Origin of the sequence: Mesorhizobium sp. M0478 (assembly GCF_040321305.1) — a bacterium.
GTDB lineage: Bacteria > Pseudomonadota > Alphaproteobacteria > Rhizobiales > Rhizobiaceae > Mesorhizobium.
In genome coordinates this window covers 420,084-437,453 of record NZ_JAMYRH010000002.1, presented here as the reverse complement: position 1 = coordinate 437,453, position 17,370 = coordinate 420,084, and the positions used below count along the sequence as shown (strand labels likewise).

Annotated in this window: 17 protein-coding genes; 11 read left to right on the top strand and 6 right to left on the bottom strand. The window is 63.6% G+C overall.

The window, feature by feature from the left end:
- Positions 1 to 131: 131 nt before the first annotated feature.
- A complete protein-coding gene (locus NKI64_RS06500; protein WP_352667083.1) occupies positions 132 to 1,028 on the bottom strand; it encodes a LysR family transcriptional regulator in 897 nt (298 codons plus the stop codon).
- A 146-nt stretch (positions 1,029 to 1,174) separates the two neighbouring features.
- Here NKI64_RS06500 and NKI64_RS06495 point away from each other — a divergent pair, with 146 nt between their 5' ends.
- The gene (locus NKI64_RS06495) at positions 1,175 to 2,710 is read left to right on the top strand and encodes an MFS transporter (protein ID WP_352667080.1); all 1,536 of its coding nucleotides are present in this window, start codon (positions 1,175 to 1,177) and stop codon (positions 2,708 to 2,710) included.
- Positions 2,711 to 2,720: 10 nt separating this feature from the next.
- Here NKI64_RS06495 and NKI64_RS06490 read toward each other — a convergent pair whose 3' ends face one another.
- From NKI64_RS06490 to NKI64_RS06480, 3 genes are read right to left on the bottom strand one after another with little or no spacing between them, the layout of a single operon-like run.
- Complete coding sequence (locus tag NKI64_RS06490; RefSeq protein WP_031197571.1) at positions 2,721 to 3,035, bottom strand: nuclear transport factor 2 family protein; 315 nt, start codon at positions 3,033 to 3,035, stop codon at positions 2,721 to 2,723.
- Positions 3,035 to 3,811 carry an esterase family protein gene (locus NKI64_RS06485; RefSeq protein ID WP_352667077.1) on the bottom strand — a complete coding sequence of 259 codons (777 nt, stop codon included), beginning with the start codon at positions 3,809 to 3,811 and terminating at the stop codon, positions 3,035 to 3,037. The genes NKI64_RS06490 and NKI64_RS06485 overlap by 1 nt, the downstream gene beginning before the upstream one ends.
- Before the next feature lie 5 nt (positions 3,812 to 3,816).
- Positions 3,817 to 4,983, bottom strand: a complete 1,167-nt coding sequence (locus tag NKI64_RS06480) for an ATP-grasp domain-containing protein (protein WP_352499773.1) — start codon at positions 4,981 to 4,983, stop codon at positions 3,817 to 3,819.
- A 463-nt stretch (positions 4,984 to 5,446) separates the two neighbouring features.
- Here NKI64_RS06480 and leuA point away from each other — a divergent pair, with 463 nt between their 5' ends.
- The 4 genes from leuA to NKI64_RS06460 all read left to right on the top strand — a co-directional run bounded on the left by leuA (position 5,447) and on the right by NKI64_RS06460 (position 10,695).
- Positions 5,447 to 7,123, top strand: a complete 1,677-nt coding sequence (leuA, locus tag NKI64_RS06475; protein WP_352499869.1) for a 2-isopropylmalate synthase — start codon at positions 5,447 to 5,449, stop codon at positions 7,121 to 7,123.
- Positions 7,124 to 7,316: 193 nt separating this feature from the next.
- The gene (locus NKI64_RS06470; protein WP_352499772.1) at positions 7,317 to 9,086 is read left to right on the top strand and encodes a tetratricopeptide repeat protein; all 1,770 of its coding nucleotides are present in this window, start codon (positions 7,317 to 7,319) and stop codon (positions 9,084 to 9,086) included.
- Positions 9,087 to 9,189: 103 nt separating this feature from the next.
- A complete protein-coding gene (locus tag NKI64_RS06465) occupies positions 9,190 to 9,993 on the top strand; it encodes an alpha/beta fold hydrolase (RefSeq protein ID WP_023695841.1) in 804 nt (267 codons plus the stop codon).
- An 84-nt stretch (positions 9,994 to 10,077) separates the two neighbouring features.
- Positions 10,078 to 10,695: a hypothetical protein gene (locus tag NKI64_RS06460; protein ID WP_023695842.1), complete on the top strand. Its 618-nt coding sequence runs from the start codon at positions 10,078 to 10,080 to the stop codon at positions 10,693 to 10,695.
- Here the strand turns inward: NKI64_RS06460 and NKI64_RS06455 are convergent, their stop codons facing one another.
- On the bottom strand, positions 10,696 to 11,622 hold the full coding sequence (locus NKI64_RS06455; protein WP_023695843.1) for a metallophosphoesterase family protein: 927 nt from the start codon (positions 11,620 to 11,622) through the stop codon (positions 10,696 to 10,698). It abuts the gene before it with no gap.
- A 71-nt stretch (positions 11,623 to 11,693) separates the two neighbouring features.
- Between NKI64_RS06455 and NKI64_RS06450 the strand changes: the two genes are divergently transcribed.
- The gene (locus NKI64_RS06450) at positions 11,694 to 12,194 is read left to right on the top strand and encodes an NUDIX domain-containing protein (protein ID WP_031197573.1); all 501 of its coding nucleotides are present in this window, start codon (positions 11,694 to 11,696) and stop codon (positions 12,192 to 12,194) included.
- 16 nt (positions 12,195 to 12,210) lie between these two features.
- Here NKI64_RS06450 and NKI64_RS06445 read toward each other — a convergent pair whose 3' ends face one another.
- Entirely contained in the window at positions 12,211 to 13,197 is a 987-nt protein-coding gene (locus tag NKI64_RS06445) for a glutathione S-transferase family protein (protein WP_352667071.1), read from the bottom strand.
- A gap of 271 nt (positions 13,198 to 13,468) precedes the next feature.
- Between NKI64_RS06445 and NKI64_RS06440 the strand changes: the two genes are divergently transcribed.
- From NKI64_RS06440 to NKI64_RS06420, 5 genes are all read left to right on the top strand, one after another.
- On the top strand, positions 13,469 to 14,005 hold the full coding sequence (locus NKI64_RS06440) for a GNAT family N-acetyltransferase (protein WP_023823375.1): 537 nt from the start codon (positions 13,469 to 13,471) through the stop codon (positions 14,003 to 14,005).
- A gap of 106 nt (positions 14,006 to 14,111) precedes the next feature.
- On the top strand, positions 14,112 to 14,873 hold the full coding sequence (locus NKI64_RS06435) for a 3-hydroxyacyl-CoA dehydrogenase (protein ID WP_023734990.1): 762 nt from the start codon (positions 14,112 to 14,114) through the stop codon (positions 14,871 to 14,873).
- Positions 14,874 to 14,879: 6 nt separating this feature from the next.
- Entirely contained in the window at positions 14,880 to 16,055 is a 1,176-nt protein-coding gene (locus tag NKI64_RS06430) for a CaiB/BaiF CoA transferase family protein (protein WP_352667068.1), read from the top strand.
- A gap of 25 nt (positions 16,056 to 16,080) precedes the next feature.
- The gene (locus NKI64_RS06425; RefSeq protein WP_352667400.1) at positions 16,081 to 16,851 is read left to right on the top strand and encodes a HugZ family pyridoxamine 5'-phosphate oxidase; all 771 of its coding nucleotides are present in this window, start codon (positions 16,081 to 16,083) and stop codon (positions 16,849 to 16,851) included.
- A 153-nt stretch (positions 16,852 to 17,004) separates the two neighbouring features.
- Positions 17,005 to 17,343, top strand: a complete 339-nt coding sequence (locus NKI64_RS06420; RefSeq protein ID WP_023669951.1) for an ArsR/SmtB family transcription factor — start codon at positions 17,005 to 17,007, stop codon at positions 17,341 to 17,343.
- The last annotated feature ends 27 nt before the right edge of the window (positions 17,344 to 17,370 follow it).

Here is a 17,370-nt window from a genome sequence, read left to right as displayed (position 1 = left end):
TGTCGCCGTCGCTGTCGGCGCCGCGAAGGACTAGATCATGATGAGATTTCGTTGAAATTTCATCATGATCTAACCCTTTGTTGGAGCATGATCTTTTCCAAAAACCGGTACCCACTTTTTGGGATCATGCTCTAAGAGCCGCCCAGCGTCGCGGCAAGCCGGTCGGGAAGGAAATCGACGAAGGCGCGAACCTTCGGCGACAAATGACGATTGGACGGCCACAGCAACCGGAACTGGCCGCGGCCGTCGACATGGTCGTCCAGCACCGTGCGCAGCAGGCCGTCACGCAGCGCCTCGCGGACCAGGAAATCGGGCATCGAGCTGATGCCGAGCCCGGCCATCGTGGCGCCCTTCAGCGCCTCCGTGTTGTTGCAGGTCAGCATCGAGCGGACCTGCGGCTCGGCGCTGCCGCCGATGAACGGCCAGCCTTGCAGCTTGCCGCTGTTGGGAAAGCGGAAGCGGATGCCGTAATGGTTCACGAGATCGTCCGGACCGCTCGGGTTGCCGTGCTGCTCGATATAGGAGGGTGCCGCACACAACAGCAGCCGGAAGGGTGCAAGCGGCCGCGCCACCAGGCGCGAATCCGGCAGGTCGCCGCTGCGGATCGCGATGTCGACGCCTTCGTCGATGAGGTCGACGATGCGGTCGTTGAAGTCGATGTCGAGTTCGATTTCGGGATAGCGCGCCATGAACTCCGACAGCACCGGGAACAGCAAATGATAGGTCACGATCGGCGTCGAAACGCGCAGCCGCCCATGCGGTGTTTCGCGGCTCCGCGACAGCATCGCCTCGGCATCGTCGATGTCGTCGAGGATGCGCCGCACCCGCTCGTTGAACAGCTTGCCCTCTTCGGTCAGGCCGATGCGGCGCGTGCTGCGCTGAAGCAACCTTACGCCGAGATCCCGCTCGAGCCTGGCGACGCTCTTGCCGACGGCCGATGCCGAGATGCCGAGCGTGCGGCCCGCAGCGATGAAGCTGCCGAACTCAGCCGTGCGGGCAAAGGCCAGGAGCCCATTGAGGCGTTCCATCGCATCTCTCCATTCGAGCGTTTCAGTCCGATATATCTGGAGATTTAACACTATTTTTCTCGAAGTGTGGCGGGCCTATCTTCCCGTTACGACCGGCGCAGCAAGCTTGCGGCAGGCCGGCGGATCCTGGTTCAGATAGGAAATCCATGACCTCGAAGACCACAAACGGCGCGGTCGCGCCATGGCTTGTCCTGTTGTCGGTATGCCTTGCCGCCATGACAATGCCCTTGACCTTCACCGGCCCGGCCGTCGCGCTTTCCCGCATTGCGGCCGACCTCGGCGGCAGCCCGATCGCGCTCAACTGGGTGACCAACGCCTTCATGCTGACCTTCGCCGCCACCTTGATGGCATCAGGCGCGCTGGCCGACAATCATGGCCGCAAGCGGCTCTTCCTTGTTGGCCTCGCCACCTATGTGCTGGCATCGCTGGGATCGATGTTTGCCCCTGATATCGTCTGGTTCGATGTGCTCAGGGCTGCGCAAGGGCTCGGCAGTGCCGCCGCCTTTGCCGGCGGCGCCTCCGCTCTTGCCCAGGAATTCGATGGGCCATTGCGGCTGCGCGCCTTCTCCTTCCTCGGCACCAGTTTCGGCATCGGCCTCGCTTTTGGGCCGATCGCGTCGGGCCTGCTCATAGATGCTTTCGGCTGGCGATCGATCTTCGTCTTGGTGCCAGTGCTCGCGATTGCAGCCGCTTTGCTCGGCCTGCGCACCATCAGGGAATCGCGCGATCCGGATGCGACCGGCCTCGACTGGGCGGGAGCCGGCACCTTTACGATCGCGCTGGCATCGCTGACCTACGGGGTGCTGCAAGCGCCGCAGAGCGGCTGGACCGATCCCCTGGTGATCGCGCTTCTCGTGGCGGCCGCCCTTTGCTTTGCCGCTTTCGTCGTCGTCGAGCGGCGCGTGCGCCGGCCGATGCTCGATCTCTCGCTGTTCCGCTTTCCCCGCTTCGTCGGCGTCCAGTTCCTGGCGGCCGCTCCCGCCTATGGCTTCGTCGTCCTGCTGGTGCTGTTGCCGATCCGCTTCATCGGCATCGAGGGGATGAGCGAGATCAAGGCGGGGCAGTTGATGATCTGCCTGTCGGGACCGCTGTTGATCCTGCCACTGCTCGCCGGCCAGGTAGCGCGCTGGATCGCTCCGGCAACGATCTGCGGTGTCGGCCTGCTTGTGGCCGCCGGCGGCCTTGTCTGGCTGAGCCTGACACCGCCTGTCGTCGCAGCGCTGGTGGCGCCGCTGATCCTCATCGGCATCGGCATCGCCCTGCCCTGGGGGCTGATGGACGGACTTGCCGTCGGCGTCGTGCCGAAAGAGCGTGCCGGCATGGCGGTCGGCATCTTCAACACCACCCGCGTCGCTTGCGAAGGCGTGGCGCTGGCGATCGTCATGGCAGTCCTGTCGGGTTTCACGGCAGCCCAACTGGCGGCTCAGGGAACGGCATCTTCCCTGGATGCAACCGCCGCCGCGCAGCTGCTGGTGACCGGCAACATCGGCGAAGCGGCAGCCCACTTGCCGGGTGCCGGAGCCACGGTCCTGGTCCAGGCCTATGAGACCGCGTTCGACAGGCTGCTGATCGTGCTGGCGGCAATCACCATCGTCACCGCTCTTGTCGTCTTTCTCGGCTTGCGCCGTGGATCGGCGGTGGAACACGAGACCATTGCTCTGCCGGTTTGCCAGGAAGGGTAGCTGAGCCGTGTCAGGAGATGGCGAGGCTCGCTATGCGGTGGCCGTCCAGCACGAAGGTCATGTCACCCTCGCCGTTGAAGCCATTGCCTTTCACGGCGATGCGGACGCGATAGCTGCCCTCGACCTCGGCGATGCGGACAATGCGAAGATTGGACTTCACGCCGATATTGTCCGACTGGTTCCAGCGCGCGATCTGCTGGCGGCCTTGGAAGGACCGCCCCCAGTCGGTCAGGGACGCGTCGGCTGTGAACGTGTCGAGAACGGCTTCGCTATCACCCGCATTGGTGGCCTCGATAAAGCGGCGGATAGGTTCGGGTGTGGCCATCAATCGAGCCGGTGCATCAGATCGTCATCCAGCCAGCGGCCGAAGAAATAGACCAGCTGCTTGTGCCACCATGGCCAGTCATGACTGACATCGCCGCCCCAATAGTCGACCCAGGCGGGAATGGATTTGTCGCGCAGGATCTGTTCCAGCCTGCGCGTCTCGACCAGCATCCGCTCTTCCCAGGCGCCCTGCCCGCAGCAGAAGATCATCCTCAGCGACTTCAGCCGGGCAAGCAGTTTTGGGTCTACGATGCCGGGCAGATAGTCGAGCGGCGAATTGTAGAAAATGTCGCCTTCCAGCACCTTGCCGAAGAAGTCGCCCGCCGAATAGACGCCCGACAGCGCGATGACGCCGCTGGCGAGTTCGGGAAAGCGAAAGACGAAGTTCGAGGAATGATAACCGCCCATCGAACAGCCGGTGAACAGCGGCTTTAATTTGCGCCCGCCATTGGCTTGCTCGGCGGTCGCCAGAAACTCCGGCAGCGCCTCCTCGCGCACATATCGGAAATAAGCCTCGTGGCGACCGATACGGTGGGCGGCGCCGGCATGCTTGTTGAAGAACGATTCCGAATCGACGCCGTCGACCGCAAACAGCTGGATGCGGCCGGTATTGATGAATTCGGCCAGCGCTCCAACCCCGCCGGAATCCTCGAACTGGTAGAACCGCCCCTGCGACGTCGGGAACACCACCACCGGCCGGCCGGCATGGCCGTAGCGCTTGTATTCCATGTCGCGGCCGAGATTGCCGGAGAAACCCTTGTGATAAGAGATGTCCATCGCGTCTAAGCCTTTTCCGCGTGGATGTAGGCGACAGCCGCGCGCAGTGCTGCTTCGTCCTTCGAGCGCATCTGGTAGGCGTAATTTCCCATGGCGCGGCTGAAAACCTTTTCTATCGGCTGATGATGGACGATCTTGTCGCGATGCGCGGCTAGCACGTCCTCATGGCTGTGCAAATAGTGGAGGTGCTGCTTGCGGCTGGCATAAGCGGTGAAATACTTGCCCTCATAAGGACCACCGGTGGCATCCTTCACCACCATGTCCGCCCAGGCCGCGTAGACGTCGATGTCGAACGTGTAGTTGATCGCATCGGTCATCCAGGCGCCGGGCGGCCGCATGTTGACCTCAAGCGCGATGACGCGGTCGTCCTTGGTTTCGAACAGCTCGATGTGGAAGAAGCGCTCGCGCACGTCGAACGCCTTGAGGATTTTGCGGCCGGCCTCTTCGATCGCCGGTCGGACCTTGGGAAAGCAGGTGTAGCTCATGTGGCGATCCTTGTTGACCACTTCCATGATGCTCTGGTCGTAGCGGTGGCTGGCCGCCAGCACCACCTCGCCGTCACGGTTGACCAGCCCATCGAAGGTCACCACCAGCCCCTCGATGAATTGCTCCATGACGAAGGTCACGTCCTCGGGCTTGTCTCTGAAGAACTGGTCGAGTTCCCTGGCGTTGGAAATCTTGAAGGTGTTCGAGGCGCCGGAACCGGAATCGGGCTTCACCACCACGGGATAGCCGACGCGGCGGATGAAGGTCATGGCACCGGCCCGGTCGGAGCATTTGCGCTGGGCGATGGTGTCGACGCCGCTCTTGCGAAAGAATGCACGCATGCGGCTCTTGCGCTTCAAATTCTTCACGAAATCGAGCTTGGTGCCGTAGATGTTGAAGTCGGTGCGGATATTGGCCTCCAGCTCCAGCCAATGTTCGTTGAGGGACTCGAAGCGCTCGATCCGGCCCCATTTGTGGATGAAATGACCCATCGCCCGGAACACCGGGTCGTAGTCCTCCATGTCGGCGATGCGGTAATATTCCGACAGGGCCACCTTCAGCTTGCCGTCCAGCGCCTCATAAGGAGCATCGCCAATGCCCAGCACCGTGGCGCCGGCCTTCTTCAGCCGGTCGCAGAAATCGGCGCCGTTGGCGGGAAAATGCGGCGAGAAGAAAACAAAATTCACGGATGACCCCTCCGACGGCGAAGCATTGCGGCCTCGGCTACACGCAAGTCTGGGGAAGAGTGCTCGCGAGTGGTGGAATGGCAGCCCACTTGCCTGTCCATGGCGGCTCCTGTATGAAACCCGCCATGAACACGCGCGTCTCCTCCGTCGCTTCCCGTCCGACTGGCTTTGCCGGCGAGACGGTGCGCGCGCTGGCATCGACCCTGCTTCTTCTCGGCCTTATCGGCGATCGCCGGGTTCGCTGAAGGAGCGCCCGGCGGTCGAACCGCCGCTTACGCGCACGCTCCTTGGCCAGTTCAGAAATTGGCAATTCACATCAACGAACGAAAATCTGATAAGGCGCTGCTCGCCTTGGAATCCGTCCGAAGACCGATCCGCGAGCCGCCGGGAGAACCAGACGATGAACGCACGAGAAGACATCCGCGCCGGCGAAGCCGAAAGCGTAAAGCGCGCGGCCGGCCGCATGCCGGGCGCGGCCCGAAAATACCAGCCCTATCCGACGGTCGGTCTCACCGACCGCACCTGGCCCAACAAGGTCATCGACAAGGCGCCGATCTGGTGCTCGGTCGATTTGCGCGACGGCAACCAGGCGCTGATCGATCCGATGGGTCACGAGCGCAAGGCGCGCATGTTCGCCCTGCTGCTCGACATGGGTTTTAAGGAGATCGAGATCGGTTTCCCCTCGGCCTCGCAGACCGATTTCGATTTCGCCCGCTGGTGCATCGAGGAAGGCAATGTGCCGGCCGATGTCTCGCTGCAGGTGCTGGTGCAGTGCCGTCCCGAACTGATCACCCGCACCTTCGAGGCGCTGAAGGGCGCCACCAACCCGATCGTGCATTTCTACAATTCGACCAGCGAGTTGCAGCGTCGCGTCGTCTTCGAGAAGGATGTCGGCGGTATCAAGCGCATCGCCACCGACGCGGCCAAGATGATCACCGACATGGCGGCCAAGGCCGGCGGCGGTTATCGCTTCGAATATTCGCCCGAAAGCTTTACCGGCACCGAGCTCGAAGTCGCGCTGGAGATATGCAACGCCGTCACCGAGATCGTGAAGCCGACAGCCGACAACAGACTGATCATCAACCTGCCGTCGACGGTCGAGATGTCGACGCCCAACATCTATGCCGACCGGATCGAATGGATGTGCCGCAACCTGGACGACCGCGAGAACCTGCTGATCTCGCTGCACCCCCACAACGATCGCGGCACCGGCATCGCCACCACCGAGCTCGGCCTGATGGCGGGTGCGGACCGCGTCGAAGGCACGCTGTTCGGCAATGGCGAGCGCACCGGAAATGTCGACATCGTGACGCTGGCGCTCAACATGTACACGCAAGGCGTCGATCCCCATCTGGATTGCTCCGACATCAACCGGATGAAGGACGTCTACGAATATTCCAACCAGCTGAAGATCTCCGAGCGCCATCCCTATGTCGGCGAACTCGTCTACACCGCCTTTTCCGGCTCGCACCAGGACGCCATCAACAAGGGCATGAAGGCCTTGAAGAAGGCCAACACGCCGGTCTGGGAAGTGCCCTATCTGCCGATCGATCCGGCCGATGTCGGACGCAGCTACGAGGCGATCATCCGCATCAACTCGCAGTCGGGCAAAGGCGGCATCGCCTATGTACTGCAGGCCGATTACGGCCTCAATCTGCCGCGCAACCTGCAGATCGAGTTCAGCCAGGAGATCCAGGCGATCACCGACGCCGAAGGCAAGGAAGTGCCGGCAAAACGCATCCATGACCGCTTTATTGAAACCTATGTCGACCAGCCCGGCGCACGGCTGAAGTTCCTCGACCATCACACCTATCCCGATACCGAGAAAAAGGGCCGGCGCGCGGTCGAGGCGGTGATCCTCGACAACGGCAAGGAGACGACAATCGCCGGCTCCGGCACCGGCCCGATCGACGGCTTCGTCGATGCGCTGTCGCGTCATGTTGGCGTCGACATGTCGGTGCTTGATTATTCCGAACATTCGCTCCAGCGCGGCTCGAACGCCTCGGCGATTTCCTATGTCGAGATGGAATATCCCGGCGGCAAGCTGTTCGGCGCCGGCATCAACACCAACATCGTCGCCGCCTCGCTGGAAGCCGTTGTTTCGGCCGCCAACCGGATAATCGGCCGCAAGGCCGGCTGATATTTTCCCGGGCGCCGAATGTCCGCGGCGCCCGGAAATCCCCCATTTGCCGAGGGAAGTTCCGGTCTTTTGTGTCAACCACCGGCAACTATCCGGTGTGTTACGCGATCGCATAACATAAGCATGCTTGTATGGAAGTGCAGGCTCTATATGATTGCGCCTCAACCTGTGCCGACTTCGAGAGGATCGACACTTGCAGCATGCCACGCCTGCCGCCCCCGCAGTGCGCGAGACACTGGAGCGACTGCTCGCCAGCGAAACGTTCGGACGTTCCGAGCGCGCGCGCAAGTTGCTGCGCTATCTTGTTGAGCGCGAGCAGGCCGGCGAAGCCGACAGGCTCAAGGGTTTCTCCATCGCCATGGACGTCTTCGGCAAGGACGGCGATTTCGATTCGTCGACCGACGCCGTTGTCCGGGTGCAGGCAGGCCGGCTGCGCGAACTTCTCCAGCATTATTTCGCCAATGAAGGCATAGCCGAACCGGTTCGCATTGCCATTCCGCGCGGCGGCTACGTGCCGTCCTATGAGCTCAACGCCATACGCCTGCCGGTTGGGCAGGAGCCGCTTGCGGCGGCGGTAGCCGCCTTGCCCGGATCGCCCGACCAGGCGGCTCTTGACGCCGTTCCCGCTGCCGCGACAGCTTCGGGGGTTACAGAACCTGGGCCTTCGCTGGCGCGCCATCTCCAGTTCTTCTGGGTCGCCATGACGCTGGTCATTCTCATGCTGGGCGTGCTCATCCTGCGCCAGGGCGGCGGCGCATTGCTTGCCAGCAGCGATCCTACCGCGGTGGTCGAGACCGCGGGCGTAACGAGCAGCATCGCATCGCCGTCGATGGAGGCCCTGCCCCTCGTCTACATCGCGGTGAAGGCCACCGGCCCCGAGGCCGGCCGCGTCGCCGCTTCGCTGCGCGCCGGCCTTGCCGGTTTCGACACCATCGACTTCATCGGCCGCGACGCCGATGGCAAGCGCGATCCGAGCACCGACCCGACCAGCTTCGTTTTCGATGTCCTGCCGGGACCAATGGCAGGTGACGTGACGCTCGAACTGCAGAGCGTGGCGACGGGCCGCGTGCTTTTGTCCCGCAGTCTGACGGCCGCCGACAGCGCACCTGGCACCGTCGAGGATCGTATCGCCGCCATCCTCAGCTCGACCATTCCCGCCTCCGGCCCGCTCTACAGCTACATCGAACAGAACGGCATCCAGACCGGGCTGACGAGCTGCCTGATCCTCAACGACAGATACTATCTCGACCAGAGCACCAGGACGCACGAGGCCGCCTATCGCTGCCTGGACAACCTCGCCGGCCAGGGTGCGAAATCGTCGTTGGTCTATTCGGAACTGGCCTCCCTGACCCTTGAGGCCGCCACCGATCATTACGCCTATCCGCCTGGCGCGACGGTGGAACAGGCAATGTCTTTCGCCCATCGCGCCATCCAGATGGGACCGACCAGCCCCTATGCGCACCGCGCCTATGGCTACCTCAATTCGCGCCTCGGCAACACCGAGGAATCGATCCGCTGGATGCGCAAGGCCTATGAGCTCAACCCCTACGACCTCGGCATGGCTGCCGCTTACGGCTATGGCCTGATCTTTGCCGGCAAATATGCCGAGGGAACACCCATCCTGACCCATGCCGTCGAGACGTTCAGCGGCCATCCGACATGGTGGGATTTTGGGCTTTTCGCCGGGCAATTCATGCTGGGCGACATGAACAAGGCCGCGATAGCCAGCGAGTCGCTGCGCACTACGGCGATGAAATCGCATTATCTGGCGGCGCGGCTGATCGGCGCCAAGGCTGCCGGCCGCGAACAGCTGGCAGCCAAGCTTCTGGATGAGCTGACCACCAAATTCCCGAAATTCGCCGCCGATCCGCGCGCGGCCTTCGCCGAGCGCAAATATCCCGCCGATCTGACCGACCGGCTGGTTGAGGCGCTGCGCGCCGCGGGCCTCGGCAACGCCAGCTAGTCTTTCCGGATCGCGAAAACTTTACTGGCCATCGGTCTGGACTGGGAGCAATCCAGCCTCGATTCGAATTTCCTCTCCAGTCTTGCAATAATCGCACATTTTCATGGTCTCATCCCTCTATGTTGCCGAGCGGGGCGCCGGGCCGAAGACGGTCGTCCTGCTGCATGGCTTCGGTGGTTGCCATGATATCTGGCGCGAGGTGACCGCGTCGCTAGGGCCCGATGTCAGGACCTTGGCCTACGATCTTCCGGGACACGGACTGTCTCTCGTATTTCCTGGCAGCGGCCCGGCCAGAACAGCGGCGCGAGCGGTTCTCGCCGATATCGCCGCACGCGGGATAGCAAGGGTGCATGTCGCCGGTCATTCGATGGGCGGCGCGGTCGCCTCCCTGATGGCGCTTGCCGAGCCTGAAAGGATAGGCTCGCTGACGCTTCTGGCGCCGGGCGGTGTTGGCCCCGAGATCAACGGACCGCTGTTGCGCCGCTACGCCGCGGCCGCCGACAGACGGGAAATCCGCGCCTGCCTTGCCGCCATGTCGGGACCGCGAAGCCCGCCGCCCGAACGCATCGTTGGCGTCCTGGCGGACGTACGCCGTCGCCCCGGCCAGTTGCGCAAGCTGATTGAGATATCGGCCGTCATGACCAGGAACGAGCGGCAGGGGGTCATACCCCGCGAACAGCTGGACACGCTCGACATGCCGGTGATGGTGGTTTGGGGAACGGACGATCCGGTGCTGCCCTTTACCCAGGCTGATTGTCTGCCGGCGCATTTTCATATTCATCACGTGCTCGATGCCGGCCATATGCTGGTCGAGGAAGTGCCTGATGTGGTCGCCCAGGCCGTGCGCCGAAACATGGCACGCCGCGGCAGGCGCCTGCGTCCGACATTCGAGGCCGCGGCGAGCTAACTTACTTGCGCCCCGCACCTCGCCAGTGCATTTTGCCGCCGCCTGTGTTAACTCGCAATTAACCATATCAGCGAGGCGACGCCGATGAAGGACACTGGCGAAAACATCACCCCCATCGACACCTCCCGCAAACTGTCCGACGCCGTTCGCGATGTGAAAAATGCCTTCGCCGATCGCGACGATGTCGTGGTCGACATGCGCGAGGCGCACCGGATGCGGCTTGATCTGCTCGCCGCTGAGCTCGCCCCGGTCTTTGCCGACGTGCCCGCCGACATGGACAATTTCGACTTCGTCATCTCCTCCGGCCTGCAGCCCCGCCTGTGGATCGACGCCGTCAGCCATGTCGCCATGGGGCGCGACCGCCGCACCTACCGCTTTCTCAGGGATACCCGCATCGGCCGCGTCGTGCTCGCCGAATCGACCGATATGAAACCGGTCGCCGATCAGGTCACGCGCTATGTGGCGGAGCGCATCGTCGAGCGCCAGCGCATGATGGAGGGCGGTGTCGAGCCGGCCGTCGCCGACCTGAAACGCGCCGCCGTGCCGGAAGCTGAGCCGCCCTTGCAGGCAGCCGTGCCCCGCAAGGGCTGGTCGACGTTCCTTTCCGGTCTCGGCTTGGTCGCCGCCGGCGCGCTTGTTGGCCTGGCGGTGGCGGCCGCGCTGTTTTGGGATCGCCTGATGGCGATGAAGATCAGCTTCTGATCAACGATCTGAAGGCCTCGGTGTCTGCGCGCCGAGTTCAATGACCTGCAGGTCCGATGGCGGCAAGGCCGGCCCGGTCAGGCCGCGCCGCGTCAGGCGAATCAGCCAATTGCCCTTCTCCCCGTCAATATCGAGCAGATTGTACTGTGCCGCCGGGTTCTTGCTGCCTGGCGACTGCCCGGCGGCGGCGACGCCGACGACCGGAATCCTGGCGCCGCGCCCGCCGATGAAGAACAGCGACGGCAGATGCGAATGGCCGTGCAGCACGAGTTCGGCGCCATGCCTATGAACGGTCTTGTGGAAGCGGGAGATGCCGAACAGGCGCTTTTGCTGGGCGACGGCGCCGCGCACCGGCGGATGATGGATCATGATCACCCGCAACAGGCCGCGTTTGTTCGTTGCGTCGAGCACTGTCGCCAGCCTTTGCGCCTGACCTTCGAGGAAGAAGCCGTTGGCCATGAACGGCGCCGTGGCGCGCGCCGTCGAAACGCCGATCAGCGCGACATTGCCGCGTACGCGCAGATAGGGAAAAGCGTTGCGGTCGATCGGCGCAGTCACGCCGTCGCCGCTCATCCACGCCGCCCAGGAGCGGCAGACCTTGTCGAAGGCGCCCGGCACATAGGCGTCGTGGTTGCCCGGCACCACCGAGACATCCTCCGGCGAACCCAGCGTCTCAAGCCAGTGCTTGGCCATCTCGATCTCGCCGTCGAGCGCCAGATTGACCAGATCGCCGGTAACGGTGAGGTGGTCGGGTGTGCTCGCCTTCATGTCGGCGACGATGGTGTCGATGACGGCATCGTGCATATGGCGGCGGCGGTTGCGCTGCCAGTTGACGTAGCCGACGACGCGCTTGGACGCGAGTTCGCGATAGGTTACACCGGGAAGCGGCCCCAGATGGACATCGGAAATATGCGCGAGCCTGAACATCCTTCCTTCATAGGCGACGCGCTCCCCGCTTTCCACTCACTGTTTCCTGCCCATCCACGGTTTCGCTAGTCATGGCTATATCGGACCCGGAGCAGGCGTTTCGCCAGACCGGCTGGGCAGGCCTCAGGGCAAGGCTGTTCCATCTCTATTTCCTGCTGCGGCGGCCGATGACGCTGGGCGTGCGCGGCCTGATCCACGATCGCGCCTCGAACACCGTCTTCCTCATCCGCCACACCTATGTCCCCGGCTGGCAATTGCCGGGCGGCGGCGTCGAGGTCGGCGAAACGCTTGGCGAAGCGCTGGCGCGGGAACTGGCCGAGGAAGGCAATATCGCGCTCACCGCCCCGCCGGTGCTGAAGTCGATGCATTTCAACCGCCGCTCCAGCCGCCGCGACCATGTCGGCCTCTATCTCATCGAAACCTTCAACCAGACCGCGCCGAAACTGCCGGACCACGAGATCGCCGAAGCAGGCTTCTTTCCGCTCGACCGCTTGCCGCATGGCACGACGCCGGCGACGCTGCGGCGGCTTGCCGAGGTTTTTGAAGGCCAGCCGGTATCGCCGTACTGGTAGGCTGTCAATCCGATGCTCACGCCGCCTGCCTGAACCGCGCCCGGTCGTGCGGCGCGCCATAGTCGAGCCCAGGCCCGACCGGCACGATGCGCGTCGGGTTGATGCTCTCGTGGCTGCCGTAATAGTGCATTTTGATGTGGTGCAGGTTCACCGTGCCGGCGATACCAGGCACCTGGTAGAGGTCGCGCAGATAGTTCGAAAGGTTCGGATAGTCGGCGATGCGGCGCAGATTGCATTTGAAATGGCCGACATAGACCGGGTCGAAACGCACCAGCGTGGTGAACAGCCGCCAGTCGGCCTCGGTGATATGCTCGCCAGTGAGATAGCGCTGTTTTGACAGTCGGCCCTCCAGCGTGTCGAGCGCCGCGAACAGCTCGCCGAACGCCTCTTCATAGGCCGCTTGCGTGGTGGCAAAGCCGGCGCGGTAGACGCCGTTGTTGACGGCTGGAAAGACCAGCGCATTGACTTTGTCGATCTCGCCGCGCAGGCCTGGCGGATAGAAATCGAGAGCGGCATCGCCCCACTCGTCGAAGGCCGAATTGAGCATGCGGATGATTTCGGCGGATTCGTTGGAGACGATGGTCTGTTCCTTCTTGTCCCACAGCACCGGCACCGAAACCCGGCCCGAATAGGCTGGATCGGCCTTGGTGTAGATTTGGTGCAGGAAGTCGAGGCCGTAGAGCGTGTCGCCGGTGGCGCCATCCTCGGCCAAAAACGTCCAGCCCTCAGCACCGAGGAAATGATGCACGACCGAAACCGGGATGATGTCTTCGAGCTTCTTCAGCGCGCGAAAGATCAGCGTGCGGTGCGCCCACGGACAGGCGAGCGAGACATAAAGATGGTAGCGTCCGGGCTCGGCCTTGAAGCCGCGCGTACGACCTTGCGCCGGCGCGCCGTCGCGCGTGATCCAGTCACGCCACTGCGTCTCGGTGCGGATGAACCTGCCGCTGCTATCGACATTGGCCGGACGGTCCTGCCATTTGCCTTCGACCAGCAATCCCATACGAAATCTCCTTGCGTGCCTTGGCCAATCTAGTCGCAAGGCGGCAATGCCGAAGCCGTCATCTGCTGAACAGAGCGTCACTCGTATGAAACGCCGGATGAAAACAGCCGATTGCAGCCGCCGGAAATTGATGCTAGCGGACACTCCGCATGTTCGATCTTGGCTTGATCCGGTTTGACCGACGACGAAAGGGCGCCCGCGCTTAGAAAGCGCTGACTGGCGAACGCTGCCGCTTGCAGCAACCTTTCCTCTTTATCGGACCGCGAAGACCATGAGCCTTGCCGACGTGAAATACCTGCCGGAAACTCCGGCGCATGATCCCGAAATCGAAGCCATCAACGACGAAGCCTTTGGCCCCGGCCGTTTCGTGCTGGCCGCCTACAAGATTCGCGAGACCGGCGGCCACGAGCGCTCGCTATCCTTTGTCGCCATGAATGGCGACATCGTCGTTGCTTCGGTGCGCATGACCCGCATCGCCGCCGGCGCCGGACGCGCGCTGATGCTCGGGCCGCTTGCCGTGCGGCCCGCCTTCAAAAATCTCGGCATCGGCCGCCGGCTCGTGGCGATATCGCTGGAGGCGGCCGCCAAGGCCGGCGCGCCGGCGGTGATCCTTGTCGGCGACGAACCTTATTACGGCCCGCTCGGCTTCAGAAAGATCCCCCGCGGCCAGATCTCCATGCCGCGCCCGGTCGACCTCGACCGGCTGCTGTCGCACGAGATCGTGCCCGGTGCCGTGGCGCGGCTCTCCGGCGAGGTCGGCCATGCCAACCTGGCCAGGATCGCCGAGCAGGCACCAGTGATGGCCTGAGCTCCAGGATCGGTCGCGGCAGCGGCCGCGATGGATCCCCATTGGTCAGGTTGCACCATGGCGGCGACCTCCGTAGCATGACCCGGAGCAGCACGGAGCACGCAGCATGAACCCGAACGGCCAGATTGCGATCGTAACCGGCGGCGGCTCTGGCCTCGGCGAGGCAACCGCCCGCGCGCTGGCCGACAAGGGCGCGCGCGTCGCCATTTTCGATATCGGCATCGACCGGGCATCGAAGGTGGCGGGCGACATTGGCGGCGCCGCCATCCAGTGCGATGTGAGCAGCGCCGACAGCGGTGCGGCCGCGCTCGCCGAGGTGGAAAAGAGACTTGGGCCAGCGCGCATCCTGGTCAATTGCGCGGGCATTGCCATCGGCGTGAAGACGATCGGCAAGGATGGTCCACATCCGCTCGACCAGTACCGCAAGGTGATCGAGATCAATTTGATCGGCACCTTCAACATGATCCGCCTCGTCGCCGACCGTGCCGCCAAACTCGAACCGCTGCAGGGCGGCGAGCGCGGCGTCATCGTCAACACCGCGTCGGTGGCCGCTTATGATGGCCAGATCGGCCAGGCCGCCTATGCCGCATCCAAGGGCGGCGTCGTCGGCATGACGCTGCCGGTTGCCCGCGACCTGGCGCGCTCCGGCATTCGCGTCTGCACCATCGCGCCCGGCATCTTCAAGACGCCAATGATGGCCGGCATGCCGCAGGAGGTGCAGGATTCGCTCGGCGCGGCCGTGCCCTTCCCGTCCCGCCTCGGCGAGCCGTCCGAATATGCCGCGCTCGCCCTGCATATCGTCGAAAACCAGATGCTGAACGGCGAAACCATCCGCCTCGATGGGGCAATCCGCATGGCGCCGAAATAGACGGCCATGGCGGCCGGCGCAGTGAAGACCGGTCCGCTGGCCGGCCTGAAAGTCATCGAGATGGCTGGGCTCGGCCCGGTGCCTCTGGCCGGGCTGATGTTGTCGGAGATGGGCGCCGAGGTGCTGCGCATCGAGCGCACCGGTTCGGACCAACCCCTGCTGCCGCTCTCCGATGCGTACAATCTCGACCGTCACGGCCGCTCCATCCTGCACGTCGACCTCAAGCAGGCCAAAGGAACGGAACTGCTGCTGCGCCTTGCCGAAAAGGCCGATCTGTTTGTCGAAGGCTTTCGCCCCGGTGTGATGGAGAGGCTTGGTCTCGGCCCGGATGCTGCATTGGCGCGCAATCCGGCGCTGATTTACGGCCGCATGACCGGCTTCGGCCAGGACGGGCCGCTCGCAGGTCGCGCCGGCCACGACATCACCTACCTCGCCTATTCCGGTGTGTTGCATGCCATCGGTCGGGAGGAAGGCCGGCCGGTGCCGCCGCTGAATCTGATCGCCGACAATGGCGGCGGCGCCATGATGCTGATCGCCGGGGTGCTTGCAGCGCTGTTCGAGCGCTCGCGCTCCGGCAAAGGCCAGGTGATCGACGCGGCGATGGTCGAGGGCGCTTCGATGCTGGCGGCCCCCATACACGCCTTCATGTCGGCAGGTCTGTGGAGCGACCGGCGCGGCGCCAACCTGCTCGATTCCGGTGCGCCCTTCTACGACACCTATGAGACGGCGGACGCACGCCACGTTGCGGTCGGCTGCCTTGAGCCGCGCTTCTTCGCCGCATTCGCAAGGCTGCTGCCGCTCGGCGAGGATTTTGTCCGCGGCCAATACGACAAGGCGTTGTGGCCGGACATGCGCGCGGCCATTGCCGACCGGTTCCGGCAGAAGACACGCGACGGCTGGGACGCGCTGTTTGCCGCAAGCGATGCCTGCGTGGCGCCGGTTCTGTCGCTGGCCGAAGCCAGGGATCATCCGCACAACCGGGCGCGTCACGCATTTGTGAAAGCCGGTGCGCTCGAGCGGCCCGCACCCGCGCCACGCTTCTCGACCTCGCAGCCGGCGCTTGCCGGCATGCCTGAAGATGACGATCAGCGACCTCAGACCGTGCTGGCGCGCTTCGGCTTTTCGACAGCCGAGATCAAAGCGCTTGTCAAAGCCGGCATGATTGCCAGTAACTGGATTTAGAAAATCAACTTACCTGGTGAGCATTTTGGACCAGCCGAAGAAGGACGTCATTCGCGCGACGGACGCCGAGGCGATCAGGCTGGCCGCAACGCTGATCCGCAGCGCCCGTTTCGGCGCCCTCGCGGTGATCGAGCCGTCGACCGGCGCACCGCTGGCCTCCAGGGTCGGAGTCGCCACCGACATCGATGGCACGCCTCTGATCCTTGTCTCGGCGCTGTCAGCCCATACCGGCGCCATCCTTGCCGAGCCGCGCTGCTCGCTGCTTGTCGGCGAACCCGGCAAGGGCGATCCGCTGGCGCATCCCAGGATAACGCTGGTCTGCCGGGCGCAGCCGCTGGAACGCGGGTCGAGCGCGCATGCCCGCGCCGAGCGGCGCTATCTCAACCGCAATCCCAAGGCAAAGCTCTATGCCGAGCTCGGCGATTTCTCGATCTTTCGCCTCGAGCCGGAGCGCGCCAGCCTGAATGGCGGCTTCGGCAAGGCCTACCTGCTCGACCGTGCCGATCTCATCACCGAGGGGTTGATCGTCGACGAGCTGGCCGCCAGCGAACAATCCGCTCTCGACCACATGAATGCCGACCATCTCGACGCCATCGCCGTCTATGCCTATCATTTCGCCAGGGTTGAAGGTGATGGTTGGACCATGACCGGCCTCGATGCCGAGGGCATGGACCTGGCATCGGGCGACACCGTTTGCAGGGTCTATTTTCCGCAGCCATTGAAGACCGCGCGCGACCTGCGGCCGGTTCTGGTCGACATGGCCAAAGCCGGTCGTGCGCCAGCTACGCAAGGATAATCGTCATGAATCAAAAGCACGTCTTGAGATTTGGGCGAAATGATCTACGATTCAGGCGACGCTGAATCAGCAGCGTGATCCATAGCTGAATTATAGCAGCCAACGCTATTTGCCCCCATAGCGTTTGGATGAGCAGGAAAACATGGGGCATCGATGGTCTCGACCAAACTAATCGCCAATGCCGAATCGGCGGCGACATTTCTGACCCTTATGGGCAACGAAAAGCGGCTCTTGATCATGAGCTATCTGGCCGACGGTGAAATGTCGGTCGGCGCCATCGCCGAAAAGGTGATGCTCAGCCAGTCCGCTTTGTCGCAACATCTGGCCAAGCTCAGGGCGCTCGATCTTGTCGAGACCCGCCGCGACCGGCAGATGATCTACTATTCCTGCAAGTCCGAAGCGGTGCGCGAACTGTTGCGCATGCTGGACGGCATTTTCGGGATAGGCGACTTGTCCCAGATGGCAACGCGTCTGCGCCGCGCCGGGACTTGACCTGCAGGGCTTGACTGGCGGCTCCGG

Coding starts and splice junctions, on each gene's coding strand:
- NKI64_RS06435 (WP_023734990.1), top strand. CDS start 14,112: ATGAACCCGAACGGCCAGATTGCGATCGTAACCGGCGGCGGCTCTGGC.
- NKI64_RS06450 (WP_031197573.1), top strand. CDS start 11,694: ATGGCTATATCGGACCCGGAGCAGGCGTTTCGCCAGACCGGCTGGGCA.
- NKI64_RS06490 (WP_031197571.1), bottom strand. CDS start 3,035: ATGGCCACACCCGAACCTATCCGCCGCTTTATCGAGGCCACCAATGCG.
- NKI64_RS06420 (WP_023669951.1), top strand. CDS start 17,005: ATGGTCTCGACCAAACTAATCGCCAATGCCGAATCGGCGGCGACATTT.
- NKI64_RS06500 (WP_352667083.1), bottom strand. CDS start 1,028: ATGGAACGCCTCAATGGGCTCCTGGCCTTTGCCCGCACGGCTGAGTTC.
- NKI64_RS06430 (WP_352667068.1), top strand. CDS start 14,880: ATGGCGGCCGGCGCAGTGAAGACCGGTCCGCTGGCCGGCCTGAAAGTC.
- leuA (WP_352499869.1), top strand. CDS start 5,447: ATGCCGGGCGCGGCCCGAAAATACCAGCCCTATCCGACGGTCGGTCTC.
- NKI64_RS06440 (WP_023823375.1), top strand. CDS start 13,469: ATGAGCCTTGCCGACGTGAAATACCTGCCGGAAACTCCGGCGCATGAT.
- NKI64_RS06495 (WP_352667080.1), top strand. CDS start 1,175: ATGACCTCGAAGACCACAAACGGCGCGGTCGCGCCATGGCTTGTCCTG.
- NKI64_RS06455 (WP_023695843.1), bottom strand. CDS start 11,622: ATGTTCAGGCTCGCGCATATTTCCGATGTCCATCTGGGGCCGCTTCCC.
- NKI64_RS06460 (WP_023695842.1), top strand. CDS start 10,078: ATGAAGGACACTGGCGAAAACATCACCCCCATCGACACCTCCCGCAAA.
- NKI64_RS06485 (WP_352667077.1), bottom strand. CDS start 3,811: ATGGACATCTCTTATCACAAGGGTTTCTCCGGCAATCTCGGCCGCGAC.
- NKI64_RS06445 (WP_352667071.1), bottom strand. CDS start 13,197: ATGGGATTGCTGGTCGAAGGCAAATGGCAGGACCGTCCGGCCAATGTC.
- NKI64_RS06465 (WP_023695841.1), top strand. CDS start 9,190: ATGGTCTCATCCCTCTATGTTGCCGAGCGGGGCGCCGGGCCGAAGACG.